General features: G+C 71.1%; 18 protein-coding genes. 3 read left to right on the top strand and 15 right to left on the bottom strand.

Annotation, left to right across the window (positions count from 1 at the left end):
• Window positions 1-124: 124 nt before the first annotated feature.
• Window positions 125-1921 (bottom strand): 2-isopropylmalate synthase, encoded by a 1797-nt coding sequence (gene leuA, locus OG306_RS11605; protein WP_266746113.1) that lies wholly within the window; start codon window positions 1919-1921, stop codon window positions 125-127.
• 295 nt (window positions 1922-2216) lie between these two features.
• Here leuA and OG306_RS11610 point away from each other — a divergent pair, with 295 nt between their 5' ends.
• Together OG306_RS11610 and OG306_RS11615 are read left to right on the top strand one after the other, a co-directional pair.
• Window positions 2217-3293 carry a M4 family metallopeptidase gene (locus tag OG306_RS11610; protein ID WP_327259317.1) on the top strand — a complete coding sequence of 359 codons (1077 nt, stop codon included), beginning with the start codon at window positions 2217-2219 and terminating at the stop codon, window positions 3291-3293.
• Window positions 3294-3341: 48 nt separating this feature from the next.
• Window positions 3342-3608 carry a protealysin inhibitor emfourin gene (locus OG306_RS11615; RefSeq protein WP_266746115.1) on the top strand — a complete coding sequence of 89 codons (267 nt, stop codon included), beginning with the start codon at window positions 3342-3344 and terminating at the stop codon, window positions 3606-3608.
• A gap of 266 nt (window positions 3609-3874) precedes the next feature.
• On the opposite strand, the gene OG306_RS11620 is transcribed toward OG306_RS11615, so the two are convergent.
• The 9 genes from OG306_RS11620 to OG306_RS11660 form a co-directional block, all read right to left on the bottom strand.
• Window positions 3875-4903 (bottom strand): GTPase Era, encoded by a 1029-nt coding sequence (locus OG306_RS11620; protein ID WP_371665261.1) that lies wholly within the window; start codon window positions 4901-4903, stop codon window positions 3875-3877.
• A gap of 62 nt (window positions 4904-4965) precedes the next feature.
• A complete protein-coding gene (locus tag OG306_RS11625) occupies window positions 4966-5910 on the bottom strand; it encodes a WxL protein peptidoglycan domain-containing protein (RefSeq protein ID WP_371665262.1) in 945 nt (314 codons plus the stop codon).
• Between the two features lie 92 nt (window positions 5911-6002).
• Window positions 6003-7385, bottom strand: a complete 1383-nt coding sequence (locus tag OG306_RS11630) for a beta-xylosidase (RefSeq protein ID WP_371665263.1) — start codon at window positions 7383-7385, stop codon at window positions 6003-6005.
• 216 nt (window positions 7386-7601) lie between these two features.
• The gene (locus OG306_RS11635; protein WP_266746118.1) at window positions 7602-7955 is read right to left on the bottom strand and encodes a cytidine deaminase; all 354 of its coding nucleotides are present in this window, start codon (window positions 7953-7955) and stop codon (window positions 7602-7604) included.
• A 57-nt stretch (window positions 7956-8012) separates the two neighbouring features.
• On the bottom strand, window positions 8013-8366 hold the full coding sequence (locus OG306_RS11640) for an MmcQ/YjbR family DNA-binding protein (RefSeq protein ID WP_266906769.1): 354 nt from the start codon (window positions 8364-8366) through the stop codon (window positions 8013-8015).
• A complete protein-coding gene (locus OG306_RS11645; RefSeq protein WP_266746120.1) occupies window positions 8363-9655 on the bottom strand; it encodes a hemolysin family protein in 1293 nt (430 codons plus the stop codon). The genes OG306_RS11640 and OG306_RS11645 overlap by 4 nt, the downstream gene beginning before the upstream one ends.
• A complete protein-coding gene (ybeY, locus tag OG306_RS11650; protein ID WP_266746121.1) occupies window positions 9652-10149 on the bottom strand; it encodes an rRNA maturation RNase YbeY in 498 nt (165 codons plus the stop codon). The genes OG306_RS11645 and ybeY overlap by 4 nt, the downstream gene beginning before the upstream one ends.
• A 12-nt stretch (window positions 10150-10161) precedes the next feature.
• Window positions 10162-11190: a PhoH family protein gene (locus OG306_RS11655; protein ID WP_371665264.1), complete on the bottom strand. Its 1029-nt coding sequence runs from the start codon at window positions 11188-11190 to the stop codon at window positions 10162-10164.
• 139 nt (window positions 11191-11329) lie between these two features.
• Entirely contained in the window at window positions 11330-12454 is a 1125-nt protein-coding gene (locus OG306_RS11660) for a carbohydrate kinase family protein (protein WP_371665265.1), read from the bottom strand.
• Window positions 12455-12817: 363 nt separating this feature from the next.
• Here OG306_RS11660 and OG306_RS11665 point away from each other — a divergent pair, with 363 nt between their 5' ends.
• Window positions 12818-14173 (top strand): MFS transporter, encoded by a 1356-nt coding sequence (locus tag OG306_RS11665; protein ID WP_371665266.1) that lies wholly within the window; start codon window positions 12818-12820, stop codon window positions 14171-14173.
• Here OG306_RS11665 and OG306_RS11670 read toward each other — a convergent pair.
• The 5 genes from OG306_RS11670 to OG306_RS11690 all read right to left on the bottom strand — a co-directional run bounded on the left by OG306_RS11670 (window position 14137) and on the right by OG306_RS11690 (window position 20564).
• Window positions 14137-15129, bottom strand: a complete 993-nt coding sequence (locus tag OG306_RS11670) for an adenosine deaminase (RefSeq protein ID WP_266746125.1) — start codon at window positions 15127-15129, stop codon at window positions 14137-14139. The two genes, OG306_RS11665 and OG306_RS11670, sit on opposite strands and share 37 nt — an antisense overlap.
• A 38-nt stretch (window positions 15130-15167) precedes the next feature.
• Window positions 15168-16076 carry a ribonuclease Z gene (locus tag OG306_RS11675; RefSeq protein WP_266746126.1) on the bottom strand — a complete coding sequence of 303 codons (909 nt, stop codon included), beginning with the start codon at window positions 16074-16076 and terminating at the stop codon, window positions 15168-15170.
• A gap of 18 nt (window positions 16077-16094) precedes the next feature.
• On the bottom strand, window positions 16095-16454 hold the full coding sequence (locus OG306_RS11680; RefSeq protein WP_266746127.1) for a histidine triad nucleotide-binding protein: 360 nt from the start codon (window positions 16452-16454) through the stop codon (window positions 16095-16097).
• A gap of 262 nt (window positions 16455-16716) precedes the next feature.
• A complete protein-coding gene (locus OG306_RS11685; RefSeq protein ID WP_266746128.1) occupies window positions 16717-19950 on the bottom strand; it encodes a S41 family peptidase in 3234 nt (1077 codons plus the stop codon).
• Window positions 19951-20030: 80 nt separating this feature from the next.
• Complete coding sequence (locus OG306_RS11690) at window positions 20031-20564, bottom strand: hypothetical protein (RefSeq protein ID WP_266746129.1); 534 nt, start codon at window positions 20562-20564, stop codon at window positions 20031-20033.
• Window positions 20565-20570 lie beyond the last annotated feature (6 nt).

The following is a 20570-nucleotide window of genomic DNA, read 5'->3' on the forward strand; positions in this document are numbered from 1 at the left end:
ACAGTCGCGATGTGGCGTCAGTACCTCGATCGTCACAACCCCCGGAGATGGCCGAACCCCGCCCCCCGGAGGCGGGTGGGCGGGGTCTTCGACCGTGCGGCTTCAGGCCCTTTCGGGCGCCGGGTCAGCGGGTGGCGCGGTTGACGGCCGAGACGACCGCCTTCAGCGAGGCACGCGTGGTGTTGGCGTCGATGCCGATGCCCCACAGGACCTTTCCGTCGATCGCGCACTCGATGTACGAGGCGGCCTGGGAGCTGGCGCCCTCGCTCATGGTGTGTTCGGTGTAGTCCAGCAGACGGGCGTCGATGCCGATGGCCTGCAGCGCTTCGAAGAACGCGGAGATCGGGCCGTTGCCGGTGCCGGTCAGCACCGTGTCCGTACCGTCCACGGTCGCCTCGACGGTGATCGTGTCCCGGCCGTCGGAGCCGGTCGTGGTCTGGCCGGAGCGGATCTGTACGCGACCCCATTGAGCCGCAGCGTCGTCCGCGTTCGGCAGGTACTCGTCCTGGAACGTGGACCAGATCTGCGTCGGCGTGACCTCGCCGCCCTCGGCATCGGTCTTGGCCTGAATGATCCGGGAGAACTCGATCTGCATCCGGCGCGGCAGGTCCAGCTTGTGGTCGTTCTTCAGGACGTAGGCGATTCCGCCCTTGCCGGACTGCGAGTTGACCCGGATGACGGCCTCGTAACTGCGGCCGACGTCCTTCGGGTCGATCGGCAGGTACGGCACCGCCCACTCGAGGTCGTCGACGGTCTTGCCCTGGGCGGCCGCGTCGGCCTCCATGGCGTCGAAGCCCTTCTTGATGGCGTCCTGGTGGGAGCCGGAGAAGGCGGTGTAGACCAGGTCGCCCGCGTAGGGGTGGCGCGGGTGGACCTCCATCTGGTTGCAGTACTCGCTGGTGCGGCGGATCTCGTCGATCTGCGAGAAGTCGATCTGCGGGTCGACGCCCTGCGAGAACAGGTTCATGCCCAGCGTGACCAGGTCGACGTTGCCGGTGCGCTCGCCCTGGCCGAACAGGCAGCCCTCGATCCGGTCCGCACCGGCCATGATGGCCAGTTCGGCGGCGGCGACGGCGGTGCCGCGGTCGTTGTGCGGGTGGACCGACAGGCAGATGTGCTCGCGGCGCGACAGGTTGCGCGACATCCACTCGAACCGGTCCGCGTGCGTGGAAGGGGTCGAACGCTCCACGGTGGCGGGCAGGTTGAGGATGATCTCGCGGCCCTCCTCCGGCTGCCAGACGTCGCAGACCGCCTCGCAGACCTCCAGGGCGAAGTCCAGCTCGGTGTCGGTGAAGATCTCGGGGCTGTACTGGTAGCCGAAGATCGTCTCCGGACCCAGCAGCTTCTCCGCGTACTCCATGACCAGCCGGGTGCCGTCCACGGCGATCTGCTTGATGTCGTCCTTCGAGCCGCGGAAGACGACCCGGCGGAAGGTGGGCGCCGTCGCGTTGTACAGGTGCACGGTCGCGCGGTGGGCGCCGACGAGGGACTCCACGGTCCGCTCGATCAGGTCCTCGCGGGCCTGCGTCAGGACGGAGATCGTCACGTCCTCGGGGATCGCGCCCTCTTCGATGATGGAGCGGACGAACGCGAAGTCGGTCTCACCGGAGGACGGGAAGCCGACCTCGATCTCCTTGTAGCCCATGCGTACGAGCAGGTCGAACATCTCGCGCTTGCGGGCCGGCGACATCGGGTCGATCAGCGCCTGGTTGCCGTCGCGCAGGTCGGTGGAGAGCCAGCGGGGCGCGACGGTGATCCGGTTGTCCGGCCAGGTGCGGTCGGGGATCTCGACGGCCTCGTAGTGGCCGTACTTGTGGATCGGCATCCCGGACGGCTTCTGCAGCTGAGTGGCGTTGGTGATCGGCGTGGGGCGGCCGACAGCGGTGTCAGTAGCGGGCTGAGCGGGATTTACGACGGTCATTGCGCAGGGCTCCTCGGGGGTCCAACCAATGGGACGGCCGACTGTGTCGCTGCAACACCAGACTCCGCGGGGAGGGGGTCGGCCTACGACTACAGGCCCTCGCCGCGGCAGCTAAGAAGAAGCAGCCCGAAACGCATGATGCGAGGAGCGTAGCCGAGAGGCGTCCGATGCGTCCGTCCCGTATCAGTATGCGGGACCAGGCACCGGAAACACCCAAGAGTGATCAATCACTCCATTTCATCAATTCCGGTCGCAATCAGTGACATCGTGATTACCCGATGCCACAGTCGCAGGTATGCAGCCTCAGTCTCAGCACGGGTTCCGCCCCGTCTTCTGCACCATCGTGCCGCCCCATGTCCTCGACAAGCTGTCGCAGTCCGACAACCCCGATCTGGCGGGCCCCGCCCGCCGAACCCTGGAGAGCGACGCCGCCCGCCGCACCCGCCGCCAGATGGCCACGGTCGTCACCGTGCCCACCGCCCGCACGACCGAGGGGGAAGCCTCCGACAAGCCCGACCGGACCCTGTACGACTGCCGCCACCGCACCCGGCTGCCCGGCACCAAGGTCCGCGCGGAGGGCCAGGAGCCGACAAAGGACGCGAGCGTCAACCGCGCGTACGCGGGGCTCGGAGCCACCTTCGAACTGCTGCTCACGGCGTACGGCCGCCGTTCGATCGACGGCAACGGGCTGCCGCTGATCGGATCGGTGCACTATGACGACAAATACAACAACGCCTTCTTCGACGGCGAGCAGATGGTCTTCGGCGACGGGGACGGCGAGATCTTCCTGGACTTCACCGTCGCCATCGACGTGATCGCCCACGAGCTGACGCACGGCCTCACCCAGTACACGGCCAATCTGAGCTACTACGGCCAGTCCGGCGCGCTCAACGAATCGGTGTCCGACGTCTTCGGCTCCCTGGTCAAGCAGTACTCACTGGGCCAGAGCGCCGACCGGGCCGACTGGCTGATCGGCGCCGGACTGCTGGCACCCGGCGTCCAGGGCGATGCCCTGCGCTCCATGAAGGCGCCGGGAACCGCGTACGACGACGACGTGCTCGGCAAGGACCCGCAGCCCGCGAAGATGGAGGACTACGTCCACACCAGCGAGGACAACGGCGGGGTGCATCTCAATTCGGGCATCCCGAACCGCGCGTTCTATCTGCTGGCGACGGCACTCGGCGGCAATGCGTGGGAGCGGGCCGGGCAGCTCTGGTTCGATGTGCTCACAGGTGGTCAACTGGCCGTGGACGCGGACTTCGCCTCCTTCGCCCGGTTGACGGTGGCCGCGGCCCGCAGCCGCTTCGGGGAAGGCGACGAGGCGGAGGCGGTCCTGAAGGCATGGTCGGAGGTGGGCGTACCGACCGCGTAGCGCACACAGCGGGCATTCCCGGGCCCGTCCGGCGATGGAGGACACCACATGCGGATCCAGGTCAGCAGGACCGGCGGCTTCGCCGGCATCGCACGCCACCGCGAGGTCGACACCACCGGACGGGCCGACGCCGGGGAGTGGGAAGCCCTGGCCGAATCGGCGCTGGCCGCGGGCCACGACACCCCGCCCCCGGGCGTCCCGGACGGCTTCCAGTACCGGATCACGATCGGCGACCGCACGATCCACTGCGCGGACCCGAAGCTGACCGACGCCCAGCGCGCGCTGATCTCACGCGTCCTGAAGGAGGGCGCGTGAGCGGGGCGTACGCCGCCTGACTGCACGGGTCGGAACCCCGGCTCCGGGCCAAAAACCCCGGACCGGGGCAGCGGTCAGAACCCCGGCTTCCGCAGCTGCTTCGGGCGGCTGCACCGGCCGCCGGACCGGGGCCTGGGTCAGAACCCGAGTTTCCGCGGCTGCTTCGGGGCCCACCCGCACGGCCGCCCTCGCACCCTTCGGCCCCAGGGGGCCTCAGCGGCTTCGGGCGGCTGCACCGGCCTCCGGCCGCCGGACCACAGCCGGGGTCAGAACCCGAGTTTCCGCAGCTGCTTCGGGTCGCGCTGCCAGTCCTTGGCCACCTTCACGTGCAGGTCCAGGAAGACCGGCGTGCCGAGCAGGGCCTCGATGTGCTTGCGCGACTTGGTGCCGACGTCCTTCAGGCGCTTGCCCTTCGGGCCGATGATGATGCCCTTCTGGCTGGGGCGCTCGATGTAGACGTTGGCGTGGATGTCGAGCAGCGGCTTGTCCGCCGGACGGTTCTCGCGCGGCAGCATCTCCTCGACGACGACCGCGATGGAGTGCGGCAGCTCGTCCCGTACGCCTTCGAGCGCGGCCTCCCGGATCAGCTCCGCGACCATGACCATCTCGGGCTCGTCCGTGAGGTCGCCCTCCGGGTAGAGCGGCGGGCTCTCCGGGAGCAGCGGCGCGATCAGATCGGCCAGCAGGCTCACCTGGCCGGCCCCTCTCCCACCACCACCCTTGTTCGAGGGACTGCGTCCCGCCTCCTGCTCCGCCTTCACCGCGGAGACCGGAATGATCTCGGCCCACTCGAAGCCGAGCTCCTCGCCGAGGCGGGAGACGGCGAGCAGCTGTTCGGCGAGCTGCTTGGAGTCGACCAGGTCGGTCTTGGTGATGACGGCGATCTTCGGGGTCTTCTTGATGCCCGCGAGTTCCTTGACGATGTACTTGTCGCCGGGGCCGAGCTTCTGGTCGGCGGGCAGGCAGAAGCCGATGACGTCGACCTCGGCCCAGGTGGTCCGCACGACGTCGTTGAGACGCTCGCCCAGCAGCGTGCGCGGCTTGTGGAGGCCCGGGGTGTCGACCAGGATCAGCTGGGCGTCCTCGCGGTGCACGATGCCGCGCACGGTGTGCCGCGTGGTCTGGGGCCGGTTGGAGGTGATCGCCACCTTCTGGCCGACCAGAGCGTTCGTGAGGGTGGACTTGCCCGCGTTGGGGCGGCCCACGAAGCAGGCGAAGCCGGCCCGGTGGGGGGCGTTGTTCACAGCCTGCTGTGCAGCGGCTTCTGTGTCAGGTCGAACGCTCATGGCGCCCATTGTCCCCGATCCTGGCGGCCCCGCCGTACCAACCGCCTCGGCGGGGCCCCTGCCGCGCCGTCTCAGGCCCTACGGGTACGGCTCCGACGGGCCCGTATCCACATCCCCGCACCCCCGCCGACGATCACCAGCAGGACCCCGGCCACCAGCCAGGGCAGTGCGAAGTACGGGGCGGCGGCGGACTCGCGGGTGTCCCGGGCGCTCGCGGTCACCTTGATCTCGCCCCATTCCAGCTGCGGCGCGCCGGCCCACTGTTCGGTCAGCCGGACCCGCTGGCGGGGCAGCAGCTCGGAGGGGATCTTCTTCAGGTCGCGGGCGAGCAGGGTGCGGCCGAAGAGTCCCTCGGCCCTGAGAGCGACCTTGGGGTTGAGGGTGACATTGCCCCGGTTGTGGAGCGTGTACGAGATGACGGCCCGGCTCTTCCCAGTGCCCGGGACCAGCGGCTGGCTGTGCTCGACCCGGACGTCGTCCACGGAGAGCGCAGGCATGGTCGGCCCGTTCACCCGCAGATAGATCCGTGCGCCGACCGCCTTGCGGATGCCGACGGCGACGGCTCCCGCATCGGCCGGGTCGATGCGTTCGTCGAGGGCGACGAGCGCGCCGGGGTGGTCACCGGGCTCGGCGTCCTCGGGGACGGTGATGGTGAGCGGGACGGTGACGGAGCCGTGCGCCCGCACGGTGACGCGGTCGCGGTCGGTCCTCGCCCAGGCGCCGACCGAGCGCTGCTTCTCGTTCTGGGCGCGGACGGCGAAACCGCCGTCGCGTGCGGTGTTGTACGCGTCGGCCGCGTACAGCCGGAAGGTCTGCGGCCGGTCCGTCTTGTTGGTGACGGTGACCTTGTCGTCGAGTGTAGCGCCGGGGTCGGCGGAGAGGTAGAAGTACGGGCGCTGACCGGCCTGTGTGGTGGCCGGGTAGACCGACCAGCTGCCGTTGTCCGCGGCGTGGGCCGTGGGCGCGCCGGTCAGGAGGAGGACGCCGGCCAGGAGGAGTACGTACAGCTTGCGCACGGTGCGGGGCCTCCGGGTTGGTCGGTCGAGAGTCGGGACGGGCGGTCCGGGCGGGTGCGCGCCCGGTCCACCGGTCGGTCGGGGCAGCTCGGTCACGTGAGCGTGAGAGTGAGCACGCCGGAGTACGCGCCGGGGGCGGTGTACGCCGGTACGGTCAGCGCGAGCCGGGCGTCGACGGTGAACTCACCGCCGGTGAGGGTCCCGTTCGGTGCGGATGCCAGCGTGGCGCCCGCGCTGCCGACCGGGCCCTCGGAACCGGCCGCGCAGGTGCTGGCGCTGCCGGACTTCGTCGCGCAGACCGGGGTCCAGGCGAGAGCGGACGCACCGATCGTCGCGCCGCCGGGGCCCTTGAAGTCGGTGACCTTTCCGGTCAGGGACCAGCCGGCGGGTCCGCCGCGGTAGTCCTCGACCGTCACCGTCTGGAGGGAGCCGCGGGAGGCGCCGCCCTTCCCGAAGTCGACCGCCGACATCTCGACGGTGTCCCCGGCCTGGACCATGGAGAGCGTGCCCGCCTTGACGGACGTGTTGAGCCGCTGGCTGCCGTCCGGGGGCTCCCCGCCGCCACTCGTGACGGTGTAGGCCTGCGGGCCCGCCCCCTTGGCCGCGTCCCAGCCGGCGCCCTCGTAGGCGACGATGCCGGTGGTGGCCGGATCGCTGACGGTCAGCCGGCCGCTGAAGCCGCCGGAGCCGTCCGCCTTGACGGTGGCCGTGTCGGCGGTCTGCTGGTCGCCGGCCCGGCCCGCGAGCGTGACGTCCGCGCCCGGGGTGAACTTCGACCCGGTCACGGTGACCGCGTCACCGGCCTTGCCGGATGCGGCCCCGAGCTGGATGGCACGCTCGTTGACCTGGCCGCCGCCGTCCGTCGCGATGATCGTCTCGGAGACGGGAGCGGGCGGGTCCGTCACCGTGCACGGGGTGTCCAGCTCCATGATGTAGCTGGTGTGGATGTTGTAGTCGCCCGGCGACAGCGTGATCTGGCCGGGCGCGGTGACCGTGAAGGTGCCGGTCATCGAGAACGACGGGAAGTTGCCCTTGCCGGGGACCGGATCGTTCTTCTTCGGGCCAGCGACGGTGATGCTCGCGGACTGCGCGCCGCCGACGGTGACCTTGCCGGTCGGCGTCATGATGTCGGCGGGCAGCGCCAGATCGACCGGGTTGCTCGCGGCCGGTTCGACGACGGTGTACGTGACCGTGACCATGTCGCCCACCATCGGGGCGGCGTTGTCGACGGTGATCTCGGCCTTCGTCGTCCCGTCGATCGGCGGGATGCCCGCGATGGCCGGCGGGATGCAGTGCGTGGGGAAGTCCACCGGCGCGGAGGCCGTCATGGTGGCCTGCGCGGGGCTCGCGAGCCCCCCTCCCCCCGCGACGACGAGCGCACCCACACCCAGCGCGGCGGCCCAGCGGCGGCCGCGCGCGGGACGTGTTCGGGCACCGGATCTTCGCACGCTGATTCTTCGTACGGTCGGACGCATGGAGCCCCCTCCTGCCGGATACGGCGCAGCGGCTCTTCTGCGCCGACTGGGGGCCCATTGACGACTCCGGCCGAAAAGAAGTCAATGGCAGCGAAACGCACTGACTGATGGGCCATCAGATGCTGTCAAGATCCTCGTTCCCCTCACCTGGTGTGCGAACGCCCCGCGCCGGTGGGGTGCGGGGCGTTCGTACACGGTGTGTGGATTCGGTCGGCGTCAGCCCGCCGTCACGCTGACCCGCAGCGTGCCGTCGGGTCCGGCGAGCAGTACCGGTGTGTCCGGGCCGCCCAGGTCCCGTACCGCGGCGCGGTCCTCGTCCGACGGGGTCTGCGCCTCGGAGACGACTGCGGCCGCCTCCAGCGAGGTGGCGCCGCTGGCCACGGCCATCGCGACGGCGGTCTGGAGCGCGCTGAGCTTCAGCGACTCCAGCCGCACGGTGCCCGCGACGTACGTACGTCCGGTCTCGTCCCGTACGGCCGCGCCCTCCGGCACACCGTTACGGGCGCGGGCGCTGCGCGCCAGCGTGACGATCTTGCGGTCCTCGGGGCCGAGGTCGGTGCTCTCAGTCATGTGCCGAGCATACGAACCGGGGGGCTCGTTCCCCGCCCCGCCCCACCCCCGAGGGGCCTATGCCCGGTCGAGCCTCAGCCGCTCCGCCTTGGGCAGGCCCGCGACCACCAGGTCGTAGGAGTCCTCGATCAGCTCACGGAGCATCCGGTCCGGTACCCCGGACACCGTCACCGTGTTCCAGTGGCGCTTGTTCATGTGCCAGCCCGGCACCACCGCGTCGTACTCCTCCCGCAGCCGCACCGCCTCGTCCGGATCGCACTTGAGGTTCACCGACAGCGGACGCGCGTCCAGCGTGCTGAGCGCGAACATCTTGCCGAGCACCTTGAAGACGGACGTCTCCGGCCCGAACGGGAACTCCTCGACGCTCGCGTTGAACTCCAGGCAGAACGCCCTCAGCTGCTGCGGAGTCACTCCGCATCCACCCCCTCCTGCCCCACGGGCTCCACCAGCACCGTGACGATCTTGTTCCGGCGGCCCGCCGTGGACTCCGCCGTCAGCCGCAGCCGGCGGCCGTCCGGCAGATCGACGACCGCCGACGCCCCGGCGATCGGTACCCGGCCCAGCGCCTTCGCCAGCAGTCCGCCGACCGTTTCCACATCCTCGTCGTCGTACTCGTCGAGGTCGAACAGGTCTCCGAGGTCGCCGATGTCCAGGCGCGCGGTCACCCGGAAGCAGCCGTTCTCCAGCTCCTGGACGGGCGGGAGTTCACGGTCGTACTCGTCGGTGATCTCGCCGACGATCTCTTCGAGGATGTCCTCGATGGTGACGATGCCCGCCGTACCGCCGTACTCGTCGATCACGACGGCGACATGACTGCGCTCCTGCTGCATCTCGCGCAGCAGATCGCCGGCGTTCTTCGTGTCGGGAACGAACGCCGCCGACCGCATCGCCGTGGAGACGAGATCGGCCTCCGAATCCCGGTTGATGTGTGTCTTGCGGACCAGGTCCTTGAGATACACGATGCCGACGATGTCGTCCTCGTTCTCCCCGGTGACGGGGATCCGCGAGAAGCCGGAGCGCAGCGCCAGGGTCAGCGCCTGCCGGATCGTCTTGTACCGCTCGATGCAGACCAGGTCGGTCCGCGGCACCATGACCTCGCGTACGAGCGTGTCACCGAGCTCGAAGACGGAGTGCACCATGCGGCGCTCCTCGTCCTCGATCAGCGACTCCGCCTCGGCGAGGTCGACCATCGCCCGCAGTTCGGCCTCGCTGGCGAACGGCCCCTTGCGGAAACCCTTGCCCGGCGTCAGTGCGTTGCCGATGAGGATCAGCAGCTGCGGGACCGGGCCCATGACCCTGGCCAGCGGCAGCAGGACGTACGCCGCCGCCGTCGCCGTGTTCAGCGGGTGCTGACGGCCGATGGTGCGCGGCGACACACCGATGGCGACGTAGGAGACCAGGACCATCACGGCCATGGCGACGGCCAGGGCCTCCCAGGTCTCCGGGAACTCCTTCAGACAGGCATACGTGACGAGCACACCGGCCGACATCTCGCAGGCGACCCGCACCAGCAGGGCGACATTGAGATAGCGGGTCGGGTCCGCCGCGACCTGTTCCAGCTTCTGGCTGCCGCGCCGCCCGGAACGGACCGCCTCGGCGGCCCGGAAGCTCGACGTACGCGCGATGCCCGCCTCCGCGCAGGCCGCCAGCCAGCCACCGACGACCAGCAGCACGACACCCAGGACCAGAGGAACGCTCACGACACGGTGGGGGCGGGCGACGGACCGGTCAGGCCGCGCTCGGCACGCCAGCCGTCGACGATCGCGGCCTGGAGGCCGAACATCTCGGTCTTCTCGTCCGGCTCCTCGTGGTCGTACCCGAGGAGGTGCAGCACTCCGTGGACGGTGAGGAGCTGGAGCTCCTCGTCCATGGAGTGCTGCGTCGGCGCGTCCTCACCCTGCTGCTTGGCGACCTCGGGGCAGAGCACGATGTCACCGAGGAGCCCCTGCGGGGGCTCCTCGTCGTCCTTGGACGGCGGACGGAGTTCGTCCATCGGGAAGGACATGACGTCCGTGGGACCCGGCAGGTCCATCCACTGGATGTGGAGCTGCTCCATGGCGTCGGTGTCCACCACGATCACCGAGAGCTCGGAGAGGGGGTGGATCCGCATCCGCGCGAGCGCGTAGCGGGCGATGTCGAGGACCGCCTGCTCGTCGACCTCGGTTCCGGACTCGTTGTTGACGTCGATCGACATGGTGCGGCGCGACTACTTCCTGTTGTGGCTGTCTCGGTTGTCGTACTTCTCGTACGCGTCGACGATACGGCCGACGAGCTTGTGCCGGACGACATCCTGGGAGGTGAGCCGGGAGAAGTGCACGTCCTGGACGCCTTCGAGGATGTCCTGGACCTGACGCAGACCGCTCTTCGTCCCGTTCGGCAGGTCGACCTGCGTGACGTCACCGGTGACGACGATCTTCGAATCGAAGCCGAGCCGGGTCAGGAACATCTTCATCTGCTCGGCGCTGGTGTTCTGCGCCTCGTCGAGGATGATGAACGCGTCGTTGAGCGTCCTTCCCCGCATGTACGCCAGCGGCGCCACCTCGATCGTCCCCGCCGCCATCAGCCGCGGGATCGAGTCGGGGTCGAGCATGTCGTGCAGTGCGTCGTAGAGAGGGCGCAGATACGGGTCGATCTTCTCGTAGAGCGTGCCGGGCAGGAAGCCGAGCCGCTCGCCCGCCTCGACGGCGGGGCGGGTCAGGATGATCCGGTTGACCTGCTTGGACTGCAGGGCCTGGACCGCCTTCGCCATGGCGAGGTAGGTCTTGCCGGTGCCCGCAGGGCCGATGCCGAAGACGACGGTGTGCTTGTCGATCGCGTCGACGTACCGCTTCTGATTGAGCGTCTTGGGACGGATGGTGCGCCCGCGGCTGGAGAGGATGTTCTGGGTGAGTACCTCGGCCGGTGTCTCCGGACCGTCCCCCTTGCCGCTCTCGGTTGCCTTGAGCATGGCGATCGAGCGTTCCACTGCGTCCTCCGTCATCGGCTGACCGGTGCGGAGCACCAGCATCATCTCGGCGAACAGGCGCTGGATCAGAGCGACTTCCGTCGCGTCCCCGGCGGCGCTGACCTCGTTTCCCCGGACATGGATGTCGGCCGCCGGGAAGGCCGTTTCGATCACGCGCAGCAGCGAGTCGCCTGAACCCAGGACCGTCACCATCGGATGCTTGGCCGGTACGGTGAACTGGGCTCGCGCCTGGCCCCGCGCGGGGGTCTGGTCTGTGGATGTCTGAGTCATGGGCCGGCTCTGTGGCCTGCACATACCTCCCGTTGCAAGGTTCTCGCCGATCGACAACCTCTGGATAACCAAGCCTACGACTCCGCGCCGACAACACCGAGGGCTTTTCCATGCGCACTGCGAACGCGTGTGCCCCGGGTCATGCCGGGCGGCGGAAGCCGATCGTCGGGACGGCCCGGCGCAGCGGCCACGGCCGGGCGGCCGTGGGCAGCAGTTTCTCCAGGAACGCGTAGCGCTGGAGCGCGGCCGGGTCCTGGTCGGCGAAGGTGCGGACCTGCTGCCACCAGGCGGCGATCTCGTCCCAGTCGGGTGCCGACAGCGATCCCCCGAACTCCTGCACCGAGAGCGCCGCGGTCAGTCCGGCGAAGGCCAGCCGGTCGGCCAGCGGCCAGTCCGCCAGGGTGCCGGTGACGAATCCGGCGACGAAGACATCGCCCGCCCCGGTCGGGTCGAGGGCCTCGACCTCGATCGCGGGCACTTCGGCGCTCGCCCCGGTCGCCGCGTCCACCGCGTACGCGCCGTCCGCGCCGAGGGTGACCACGGCGAGGGGCACCCGCTCGGCCAGGGTGTGGGCGGCGGCGCGCGGGCAGTCGGTGCGGGTGTAGCGCATCGCTTCCTCGGCGTTGGGGAGGAATGCCTGGCAGTGTCGCAGGTCGGTGAGGGCGTCCAGGTCCCAGCGGCCGGTCTCGTCCCAGCCGACATCGGCGAAGATCCGGGCGCCGTTCCCGGCCGCCTTGGCGACCCAGGGCTCGCTGCGGCCCGGAACGAGCGAGGCGATGGCGGCGCGGGCGCGGGGCGGGCAGCGCGGGAACAGGGGTTCCTCGGCGGGGATCGCGGCGCCGGGGGTGCCCGCGGGGCCCGGGGCCTCGTGGCCGTGCGAAACCATCGTCCGCTCGCCCTCGTACGCCATCGAGACGGTCACCGGCGAGTGCCAGCCGGGGACGGTGTGCGACATGGACAGGTCGATGCCCTCGCCCTGCTCCAGGGCGTCCCAGCAGTACTCGCCGTAGTGGTCGTCGCCGAACGCCGCGGCGAGCGAGGTGTGCAGCCCCAGCCGGGCCAGCGCGGTGGCCATGTTGGCGACCCCGCCGGGGCTGGAGCCCATGCCGCGGGCCCAGGACTCGGTGCCGCGCACCGGGGCGCTGTCCAGGCCGGTGAAAATGATGTCGAGGAAGACCGTTCCGGTGAGGAAGACGTCGCAGTCGGGGTCCTGCGGGGCGCGCAGCCCGTCCAGTGGGTCGATGCCTGGAATGTCTGTTCTCACCTTGCACTCCCCGGTCGCGGCAGATCCGGCCAGTGTGCCCGACGCGCGCCGGTATCCGGAGGGTCCGCGCCGCCGCTTCCGAGGGGCATGCGCCGGACCCGCGCGCAGGGATGCTGACCTGCATAAACATGCGCTGCTACCCGTATGACCGAAGGGTAAACGCATATGTGATCCGGATCACACAGGGGCGCCTTTCGGTCGACTGGGTGCAGTTGATACAAATTGGGCCCGCGAGCCCCGTCTGCGACAGCTGCCGACGCGTGCACCGCCTTCCCCGTAGTTCTCGCATTCCCGCATTCCCGCATTGCCCTCGCCTGCCCTCCCTGTCTCCTTCGCCGCTTCGGCATGTCTTCAGGAACGCCCATGTCCTCGCGCCCTCGCGCCGCGTGGCCCCTGGTCGCCGTGTTCACCGCCGGTTACCTCGCCGCCTATCTGCTCCCCACCATCGTCGGGCGGCTCTCCGTCCATCTCGGTCTCAGTACGGCCCAGGCCGGTCTGGCGGGCAGTGCCCTGCTGCTGAGTTCGGCAACCGCCGGGTTCACACTGGCGGGCCGGGTCGAGGTGTACGGGCCGCGGAAACCGGCGCGGGTCGGGCTCGTGCTGGCCATGGCGGGGTACGGCTGCGCCGCGCTGGCGAGTTCCGTGCCGCTGGTCGTCATGGGCGCGGTGATCGGCGGTTTCGGCTCCGGTACGGCTACGGCGGTGGCCGCGGCGGGCATCGCCGCCCAGCGCGATCCGCACCGGACCTCGTCGCTCGGTCTGCTGAGCGTCTCCGCGACAGCGGGTGCCCTCTATCTGACGATCCCGCACCTCGGCGGCGGACACCGGCTGCCGTTCGCCTCGATCGCCCTGGTCGCGCTGCTCGTCTGGCCCGCCACGGCACGGCTCGGCCACGCCGGGAGCGGCAGCCCTGCCGCTCCCGTCTCGCGTCGGCTGCCGCACCGCCGCTCCGGCCTGGTGCTGGCGGGCGGCATGCTCGTCTGGTCCATGGCGCAGAACGCGCTGTGGGGCGTCAGCAGCCGGATCGGGGTGGCGCAGGTGGGACTCTCCGAGGTCACCATCGGCGCGGTGTTCGCCGCCGCGCTCGGTGCGGGGCTGCTCGGGGTGATGGGCGCCGGGATGCTCGGGGCCAGGCTCGGCCGGGCGGTGCCGATCGGTGTCGGCACACTGATCATCGCGGCGAGCATCGTGCTCAGCTCGTCCGCGCGGAGCCTCGGCTCGTTCGCGACCGCCGAGATCCTGTGGAACACCGTCTACCCGGTGGTCCTGTCGTACCTGATCGGCCTGGCCGCGTCCCTGGACGTACGCGGGCGCTGGGCGGTCCTCGCGGGCTCCGCGTCATCGGTCGGGGTGGCCTGCGGGCCGGTCCTCGGCAGCGTGCTGTCCGAACAGGCCGGGTACCCGGTCATGGGCCTGGTCCTGGGGGCCGTCACGCTCCTGGTCGCGGCCCCGGTCACGGCCGTCGCCCTGCACACCGGTGGCCGTCCGCTGGTGCCGGGATCGGTGCGCCGCCGGGGTGGCGCCCCGGCCGCGCTGCTCGCCGTCACCACCGGGGCGGTGCCCGGCGCCGTGCCCAGGCTGGGCGCGCCCGAGCAGGCCGTCACGGAGATCAGCCTGCCCGTGCGCCGCAGGCGCCCGGTCAGGAACGCGTTCCGGACAGCCGGCCCGTCGGGCGGGGCCGGTCAGTCGAACGCATACGCCTCGACCTCGGACAGGTAGCGCGCCCTGCGCTCCTCGTCGTGGTCGAGGAAGGCCGCCTCGAAGGAGTTACGGGCCAGCGTGCGCAGCTGCTCCCGGTCCAGGCCGAGCGCCTCGTGGACGGCGTGGAAGGTGTCTCCGACGTAGCCGCCGAAGTAGGCGGGGTCGTCGGAGTTCACCGTGCAGAGCAGTCCGGCGGCCATCATGTCCCGCAGCGGGTGCTGTTCCAGGGTGTCGATGGCGCGCAGCCGTACGTTGGACAGCGGGCAGAGGGTGAGCGGCACCCGGTCGGCGACCAGCCGCTTCACCAGGTCCGCGTCCTCCATGCAGCGCAGCCCGTGGTCGATGCGTTCGACACCGAGGACGTCCAGGGCCTCCCGGATGTACTCGGGCGGGCCCTCCTCGCCGGCGTGGGCGACCTTGCGCAGCCCGAGCGCTCCGGCGGCCTCGTACACCTCGCGGAATTTGACGGGCGGGTGCCCGACCTCCGCCGAGTCGAGGCCGACCGCGCTGATCCGGTGCAGGTACGGCTTCGCGGACTCCAGGGTGCGCAGCGCCGATTCGGCGGACTGGTCGCGCAGGAAGCACATGATCAGCTGGGTGGAGATGCCGTGCTTCTCCTCGCTGCGGTCCAGCGCCCGGCCGAGCCCCTCGACGACGGTGCCGATCGGGACGCCGCGTGCGGTGTGCGCCTGCGGGTCGAAGAAGATCTCGGCGTGCCGGACGCCCTGGGCGGCGGCGCGGGTGAGGTACGCGTCGGCGAGCTCCTCGAAGTCCTCCTCGGTCCGGAGCACGGCCATCAGCGCGTAGTACAGGTCGAGGAAGGTCTGCAGATCGTCGAAGAGATAGGCGGTGCGCAGCTCTTCGGTGTCCGCGTACGGGAGTTGCACGCCGTTGCGTGCGGCGAGCGCAAAGGCCAGCTCGGGTTCGAGGGTTCCCTCGATGTGGAGGTGGAGTTCGGCTTTGGGAAGGTGCACGGGAATTTCACGCTCACAAATGGTGGTACCGATGTGTGTCAGATGTGCCGGGTGGGCACGGGAACCCGGCCGAGGTCCCGGGCAACGGTCAGTTCGCCCTCGAACCCCGCGTTGCGGGCCTGGGTCTCGAAGACCGCCGGGTCGTCGTACCGCTGCGAGAAGTGGGTCAGTACGAGGTGCCGTACGCCCGCGTCCCTGGCCACCCGGGCGGCCTGGCCGGCGGTCAGATGGCCGTGGTCGGTGGCGAGCCGTTCGTCCTCGTCGAGGAAGGTCGATTCGATGACCAGCAGGTCGCATCCCTCGGCGAGCACGTGCACGCCGTCGCAGAGCCTCGTGTCCATGATGAACGCGAACCGCTGGCCACGCCTGCGCTCGGAGACGTCGTCGAGGGTGACGGCGCCGAGGGCGCCCTCGCGCTGGATCCGGCCGACGTCGGGGCCCCTGATGCCGTGTTCGGCGAGTTTCGCGGGGAGCATGCGGCGCGCGTCGGGTTCGACGAGCCGGTAGCCGTACGACTCGACGGGGTGCGAGAGCCGGTGGCTGCTGAGCGTGTACGCGTCCGTGGTGGCGAGCACCCCGTCGGCGGCGACCGGGGCCTCGGTCAGCTCGACGGACTCGCGGTAGGCGGTCGCGTACCGCAGCCGCTCGAAGAAACGCTGTCCGCTCGCCGGGTAGTGCGCGGTGACCGGGTGCGGGACCTGGTCGAGGTTGATCCGCTGGATGACCCCGGCCAGGCCGAGCGAGTGGTCGCCGTGGAAGTGCGTGACGCAGATCCGGTCGATGTCGTGCGCGGCGACGCCGGCCCGCAGCATCTGGCGCTGGGTGCCCTCACCCGGGTCGAAGAGGATGCCCTCGCCGTCCCAGCGCAGCAGATAGCCGTTGTGGTTGCGGTGCCTGGTCGGGACCTGGCTGGCAGTACCGAGGACCACGAGTTCGCGTACGGACACGGTGTGCGATCGACCGTCCTAGCCGGGGGGCCACTGGAGTCCGCGGCCGCCCAGGACGTGGGCGTGCGCGTGAAAGACGGTCTGCCCGGCGCCGGAGCCGGTGTTGAGGACGACCCGGTAGCCGGCGTCCACGATCTTCTCGTCGGCGGCGACGTTCCCGGTCTCGCGCAGTATGTCGGCGGCGATGGCCGGCTCGGCGGCGGCGAGGGCGGCGGCGTCCGGGTGGTGGACGCGGGGGATGACGAGTACGTGGGTGGGGGCCTGGGGGTTGATGTCCCGGAAGGCGACGGTGGTTTCGGTCTCCCGGACGATGGTTGCCGGGATCTCGCCCGAAACGATCTTGCAGAACAGGCAGTCGGGCTGCGGTTCTCCCGCCATGGGGCTGGCTCCTCGGTCGGTGGTGATCGTCGTACGGCATGGTATCGGGATGCCTGCGGCGGGCCTTGTCCCCCTGCCCACCCCTTCCCGCTGCGCCGGCGGGGCTGAAAACCAGCCTCGCCGACGATTGAGGCGCAGGGTCCGGGGCGGAGCCCCCGTTCGGGAAGGGGCGGGGAGGGGAGGGGAGGGGAGGGGAGGGGAGGGGAGGGGAGCAGGCCCGCCGCAAGGCGACCCGCACCCCCACCCCGCCCCGCACGCCCCCTTACGCCCCCGGCCGCTCCGGCGCCCGCTTCGCCGGGGTCTGCGCCAGCGAAGCGAGTGCGATCCGGATCGCCTCGTCCAGCTGCGGATCGCGCCCCGCCGCATGGTCCTGCGGCGCCATCACGACCTCGACGTCGGGATCGACCCCGTGGTTCTCCACGCCCCAGCCGTAACCCTCGAGCCAGAACGCGTACTTGGGCTGGGTGACCAGCGTCCCGTCCACGAGCCGGTAGCGGCTGTCGATGCCGATGACGCCGCCCCAGGTGCGCGTGCCGACCACCGGGCCGATGCGCAGCGCCTTGATCGCGGCGTTCACGATGTCGCCGTCCGAGCCGGAGAACTCGTTGGCGACGGCCACCACCGGGCCGCGCGGTGCATCGTCCGGGTAGCTGTAGGGCTGCATGCCGCGCGGCATGTCCCAGCCGACGATGCGCCGGGCGAGCTTCTCCACGATCAGCTGCGAGGTGTGGCCGCCGCGGTTCTCCCGGACGTCCACGACGAGCCCCTCGTGGGCCACTTCGAGCCGCAGATCGCGGTGGAGCTGCGCCCAGCCGGAGCCGACCATGTCGGGAACGTGGAGGTAGCCGAGGCGGCCTCCGGAGTGCTCGTGGACATAGGCCCGCCGGTCGGCGACCCACGCGTGGTAGCGCAGCGCCTCCTCGTCGGCGACCGGTACGACGACGACATGGCGCGGGTCGCCGCCGTCCACCGGTGAGACGGTCAGCTCGACCGGTTTCCCGGCGGAGCCGGTGAGCAGCGGTCCGGGCCCGGCCAGCGGGTCGACCGGGTGCCCGTCTACGGCGAGGATCGCGTCGCCGACGCGCACCGCCACGCCGGGTGCGGCGAGCGGCGAGCGGGCCGCCGGGTCGGAGGTCTCGGACGGCAGGATGCGGTCGATGCGCCAACGCCCCTCGTCCGTACGGGAGATGTCCGCGCCGAGCAGACCCTGCCGGGCGGAGTCGTCGCGCCAGCCGCCGGGCGGGGTCACATAGGCGTGGGAGGTGCCGAGCTCGCCCTGCACCTCCCACAGCAGGTCCATCAGGTCGTCGTGGGTGGCGACGCGCTCCAGCACCGGCCGGTAGCGGTCCAGGACGCCGTCCCAGTCGGTGCCGCCCATGTCGGGGCGCCAGAAGTTGTCCCGCATGATGCGCCCGGCCTCGTCGTACATCTGCCGCCACTCGGCGGCCGGTTCGAGGGTCCGGCGGATCCTGGAGAGGTCGACGGTGACGCTGCTGTCGCTGCCGCCGTCGTGGTCGTCGTCACCGGCCGGGACGCGGCTGTCGGACGATACGACGCGCAGCTTGCCCCGGGTCCGCAGGGCGATCCGCCGCCCGTCGCCGCTGACCTCGAACCCGCTGACGTCGGAGGTGAGTTCCTCGCAGCGCAGCTTCTCCAGGTCGTACCGTTCGAGGACGGTCTCGGGCCGACGGGCGTCCGGCGTGGCGCCGCTCGTGCCGAGCACTCCGGTCACCGGGTGGTTCAGCCACAGCAGTCCGTCCTTCGCGGCGCGCAGCGTGGAGTAGCTGGCGGCCTCGACGGGCAGCGGCACGATCCGGTCGGCGAGCCCTTCGAGGTCGATGCGGGTGACGGGCAGCGCGGTCGGGTTGTCCTCGCCGTCGCCGCTCTTCTCCTTCTCGGTCGGGCGGCCGTGGCGCTGCGGTCCGAACGGGGAGGGCGTGGTGGCGGCGAGCGTCAGCAGATGCGGACGGCAGGCGCCGATGAACGCCAGGTCGAAGACGTGGGCGTCGTAGACCGGGTCGAAGGACCGCTCGGAGAGGAACGCGAGGTGCTTGCCGTCGGTGGTGAACGCCGGGGAGAAGTCCCGGAAGCGCAGCGGGGTGGCCTCGGCGACCGACAGGTCGGCGACGTGGGCGAGCTTGAGCTGCCTGAGTGGCTCGGGCCCGGGATGCGACCAGGCGAGCCAGGAGGAGTCGGGCGAGAAGACGAGGCCGGAGGCGTCGCCGTGTTCGCTGCGGTCCACCTCGTGGACCTCGCCGCTCTCCCGCTCGACGATCAGCACCCGCCCGTCGTGCGTGGCGACGGCGAACCGGCTGCCGTCCGGGGCCGCGGCGAGGCCGAGGACCCTGCCGATGCGGCCCGCGGCGAGGCGGCGCGGCACGGAGCCCGGTGCGGTGCCGGTGGCGGGTGCGCACTCCAGGGCGTCGTCGCCCTCGGCGTCGGTGACCCAGACGACGTGCTGGTCGCCGTCGGCCTGGAAGGCGCGCGGCATGCGCGCCCGCACCCCCGGTTCGACGGCGAGCGCGCGGGCCGGGCCCTCGCGGTGGGTGACCCAGTGGACGGCGCCGCGCGTCCCGACCGCGCTGCCGCGGCCCGTGCGGTCCGGGGACGCGGCATCGAGGTGGCTGTCGGCGTGCACGGGATGGGGCTGGAGGTCGGCGCGCTGGCCGCCGAGCCGGATGTCGAGGCGGCGGGGCGCGGTGCCTTCGAGGTCGTCCAGCAGCCAGAGCTCACCGGCCGATGCGTAACAGACGCGGGTGCCGTCGGTGCTCGCGTGGCGGGCGTAGAAGCCGTCGGCCTCGGTGTGACGGCGCAGGTCCGAGCCGTCGGGGAGCGAGGAGTAGAGCGCGCCGGCCCCCTCGTGGTCGGAGAGGAACGCCACGCGGTCACCGACCCACATCGGGCATTCGATGTTCCCGTCGAGGTCCTCGTGGAGCCGGACGAACTCCGCCGGGCCGTCGGCCACGCCCTCCACCGCGATCCACAGCTTGCCCGCGGTGCCACCCCGGTAGCGTTTCCAGGCGGCGGCCTCGCGCCCCATGGTGGCCGAGAGCAGCAGGATCCGTCCGCCCGGCCCGTACGCGAGGGAGCCGACCGGCCCGTACGGCAGGGTCCGCGCGGGCCCGCCGTCGACCGGGACGGCCCTGGCCCAGCTGCGCCGCAGTGATACCTGCCCCTGGGTGCTGATGACGAGTACGTCGCCCTCGGGCGTCCAGCCACGTACGGAGGTCCGCGCGTCGCCCCAGTACGTGAGCCGCTCGGAGCGGCCGCCGTCGACCGGCGCGACGTGCACTTCGGGCGCCCCGTCCCGGGTGGATGTCCAGGCGATGCGGGTTCCGTCGGGCGATATCCGCGGGTTGGTGACAGGTCGGTTGTCGGCGCTGACGCGCCAGGCTCGGCCGCCGTCCAGCGGCGCCAGCCAGACATCGTCCTCGGCGGTGAAGGCGATCAAATCGCCCTGGACATGGGGGTATCTGAGGTAGGCAGGCTGCGTCACACCGATCACCCTAGGCCGCGGGCGTGCTCCGCGGAACCGAGTTGGCCGGAGTCCACGGGGTGGTTCGGTGCCCGCCACGCTCATTTGCCCTGGGGCGATTCGGTCACCGTGACCGTCACGGTGACGGTCGGCCGTGCAGTGCCGCTGCCGCCCCCCAGAGGCGGATTTGCCGCGCCGGTCGACGGTGCGGCGTCGCAGTTGCCCAGCACAGCTGCCCGGAAGACTGCCGTCCCGCCGACCTTCGCGGTCAGGTCGCCCCGCACGCACCGCCCGTCGAACTCCTGGGTCACGTTGCCGTTGATCGTGATGTCCTTGCCTTCCTTGGTCCTTCCGGTGCAGTCGACGTCCGCGGTCCGGCGCGCGGAGGCGGCGGGCGACGCGCCCCCGATCAGGCCCGCGCCGGTATCGGCCGTGCAGTTGAGCCACTGGACATGGACCCCGCGGCTCTCCAGGGCGCTGGTGGCGGTCCGGTCGGTGGTCACGGCGATGGATGCGGAGTTCGGCCCGCCCACGGGCTCACAGGCCACCACACCGGCGGCCGCCGTGCCCGCGAGCGTGAACGCGGCCAGAAAACGACGGGCCCTTCTCCGACCCCATGCCCTTGATGTCCCCATACGGGC

Origin of the sequence: Streptomyces sp. NBC_01241 (genome assembly GCF_041435435.1) — a bacterium.
Lineage (GTDB): Bacteria > Actinomycetota > Actinomycetes > Streptomycetales > Streptomycetaceae > Streptomyces.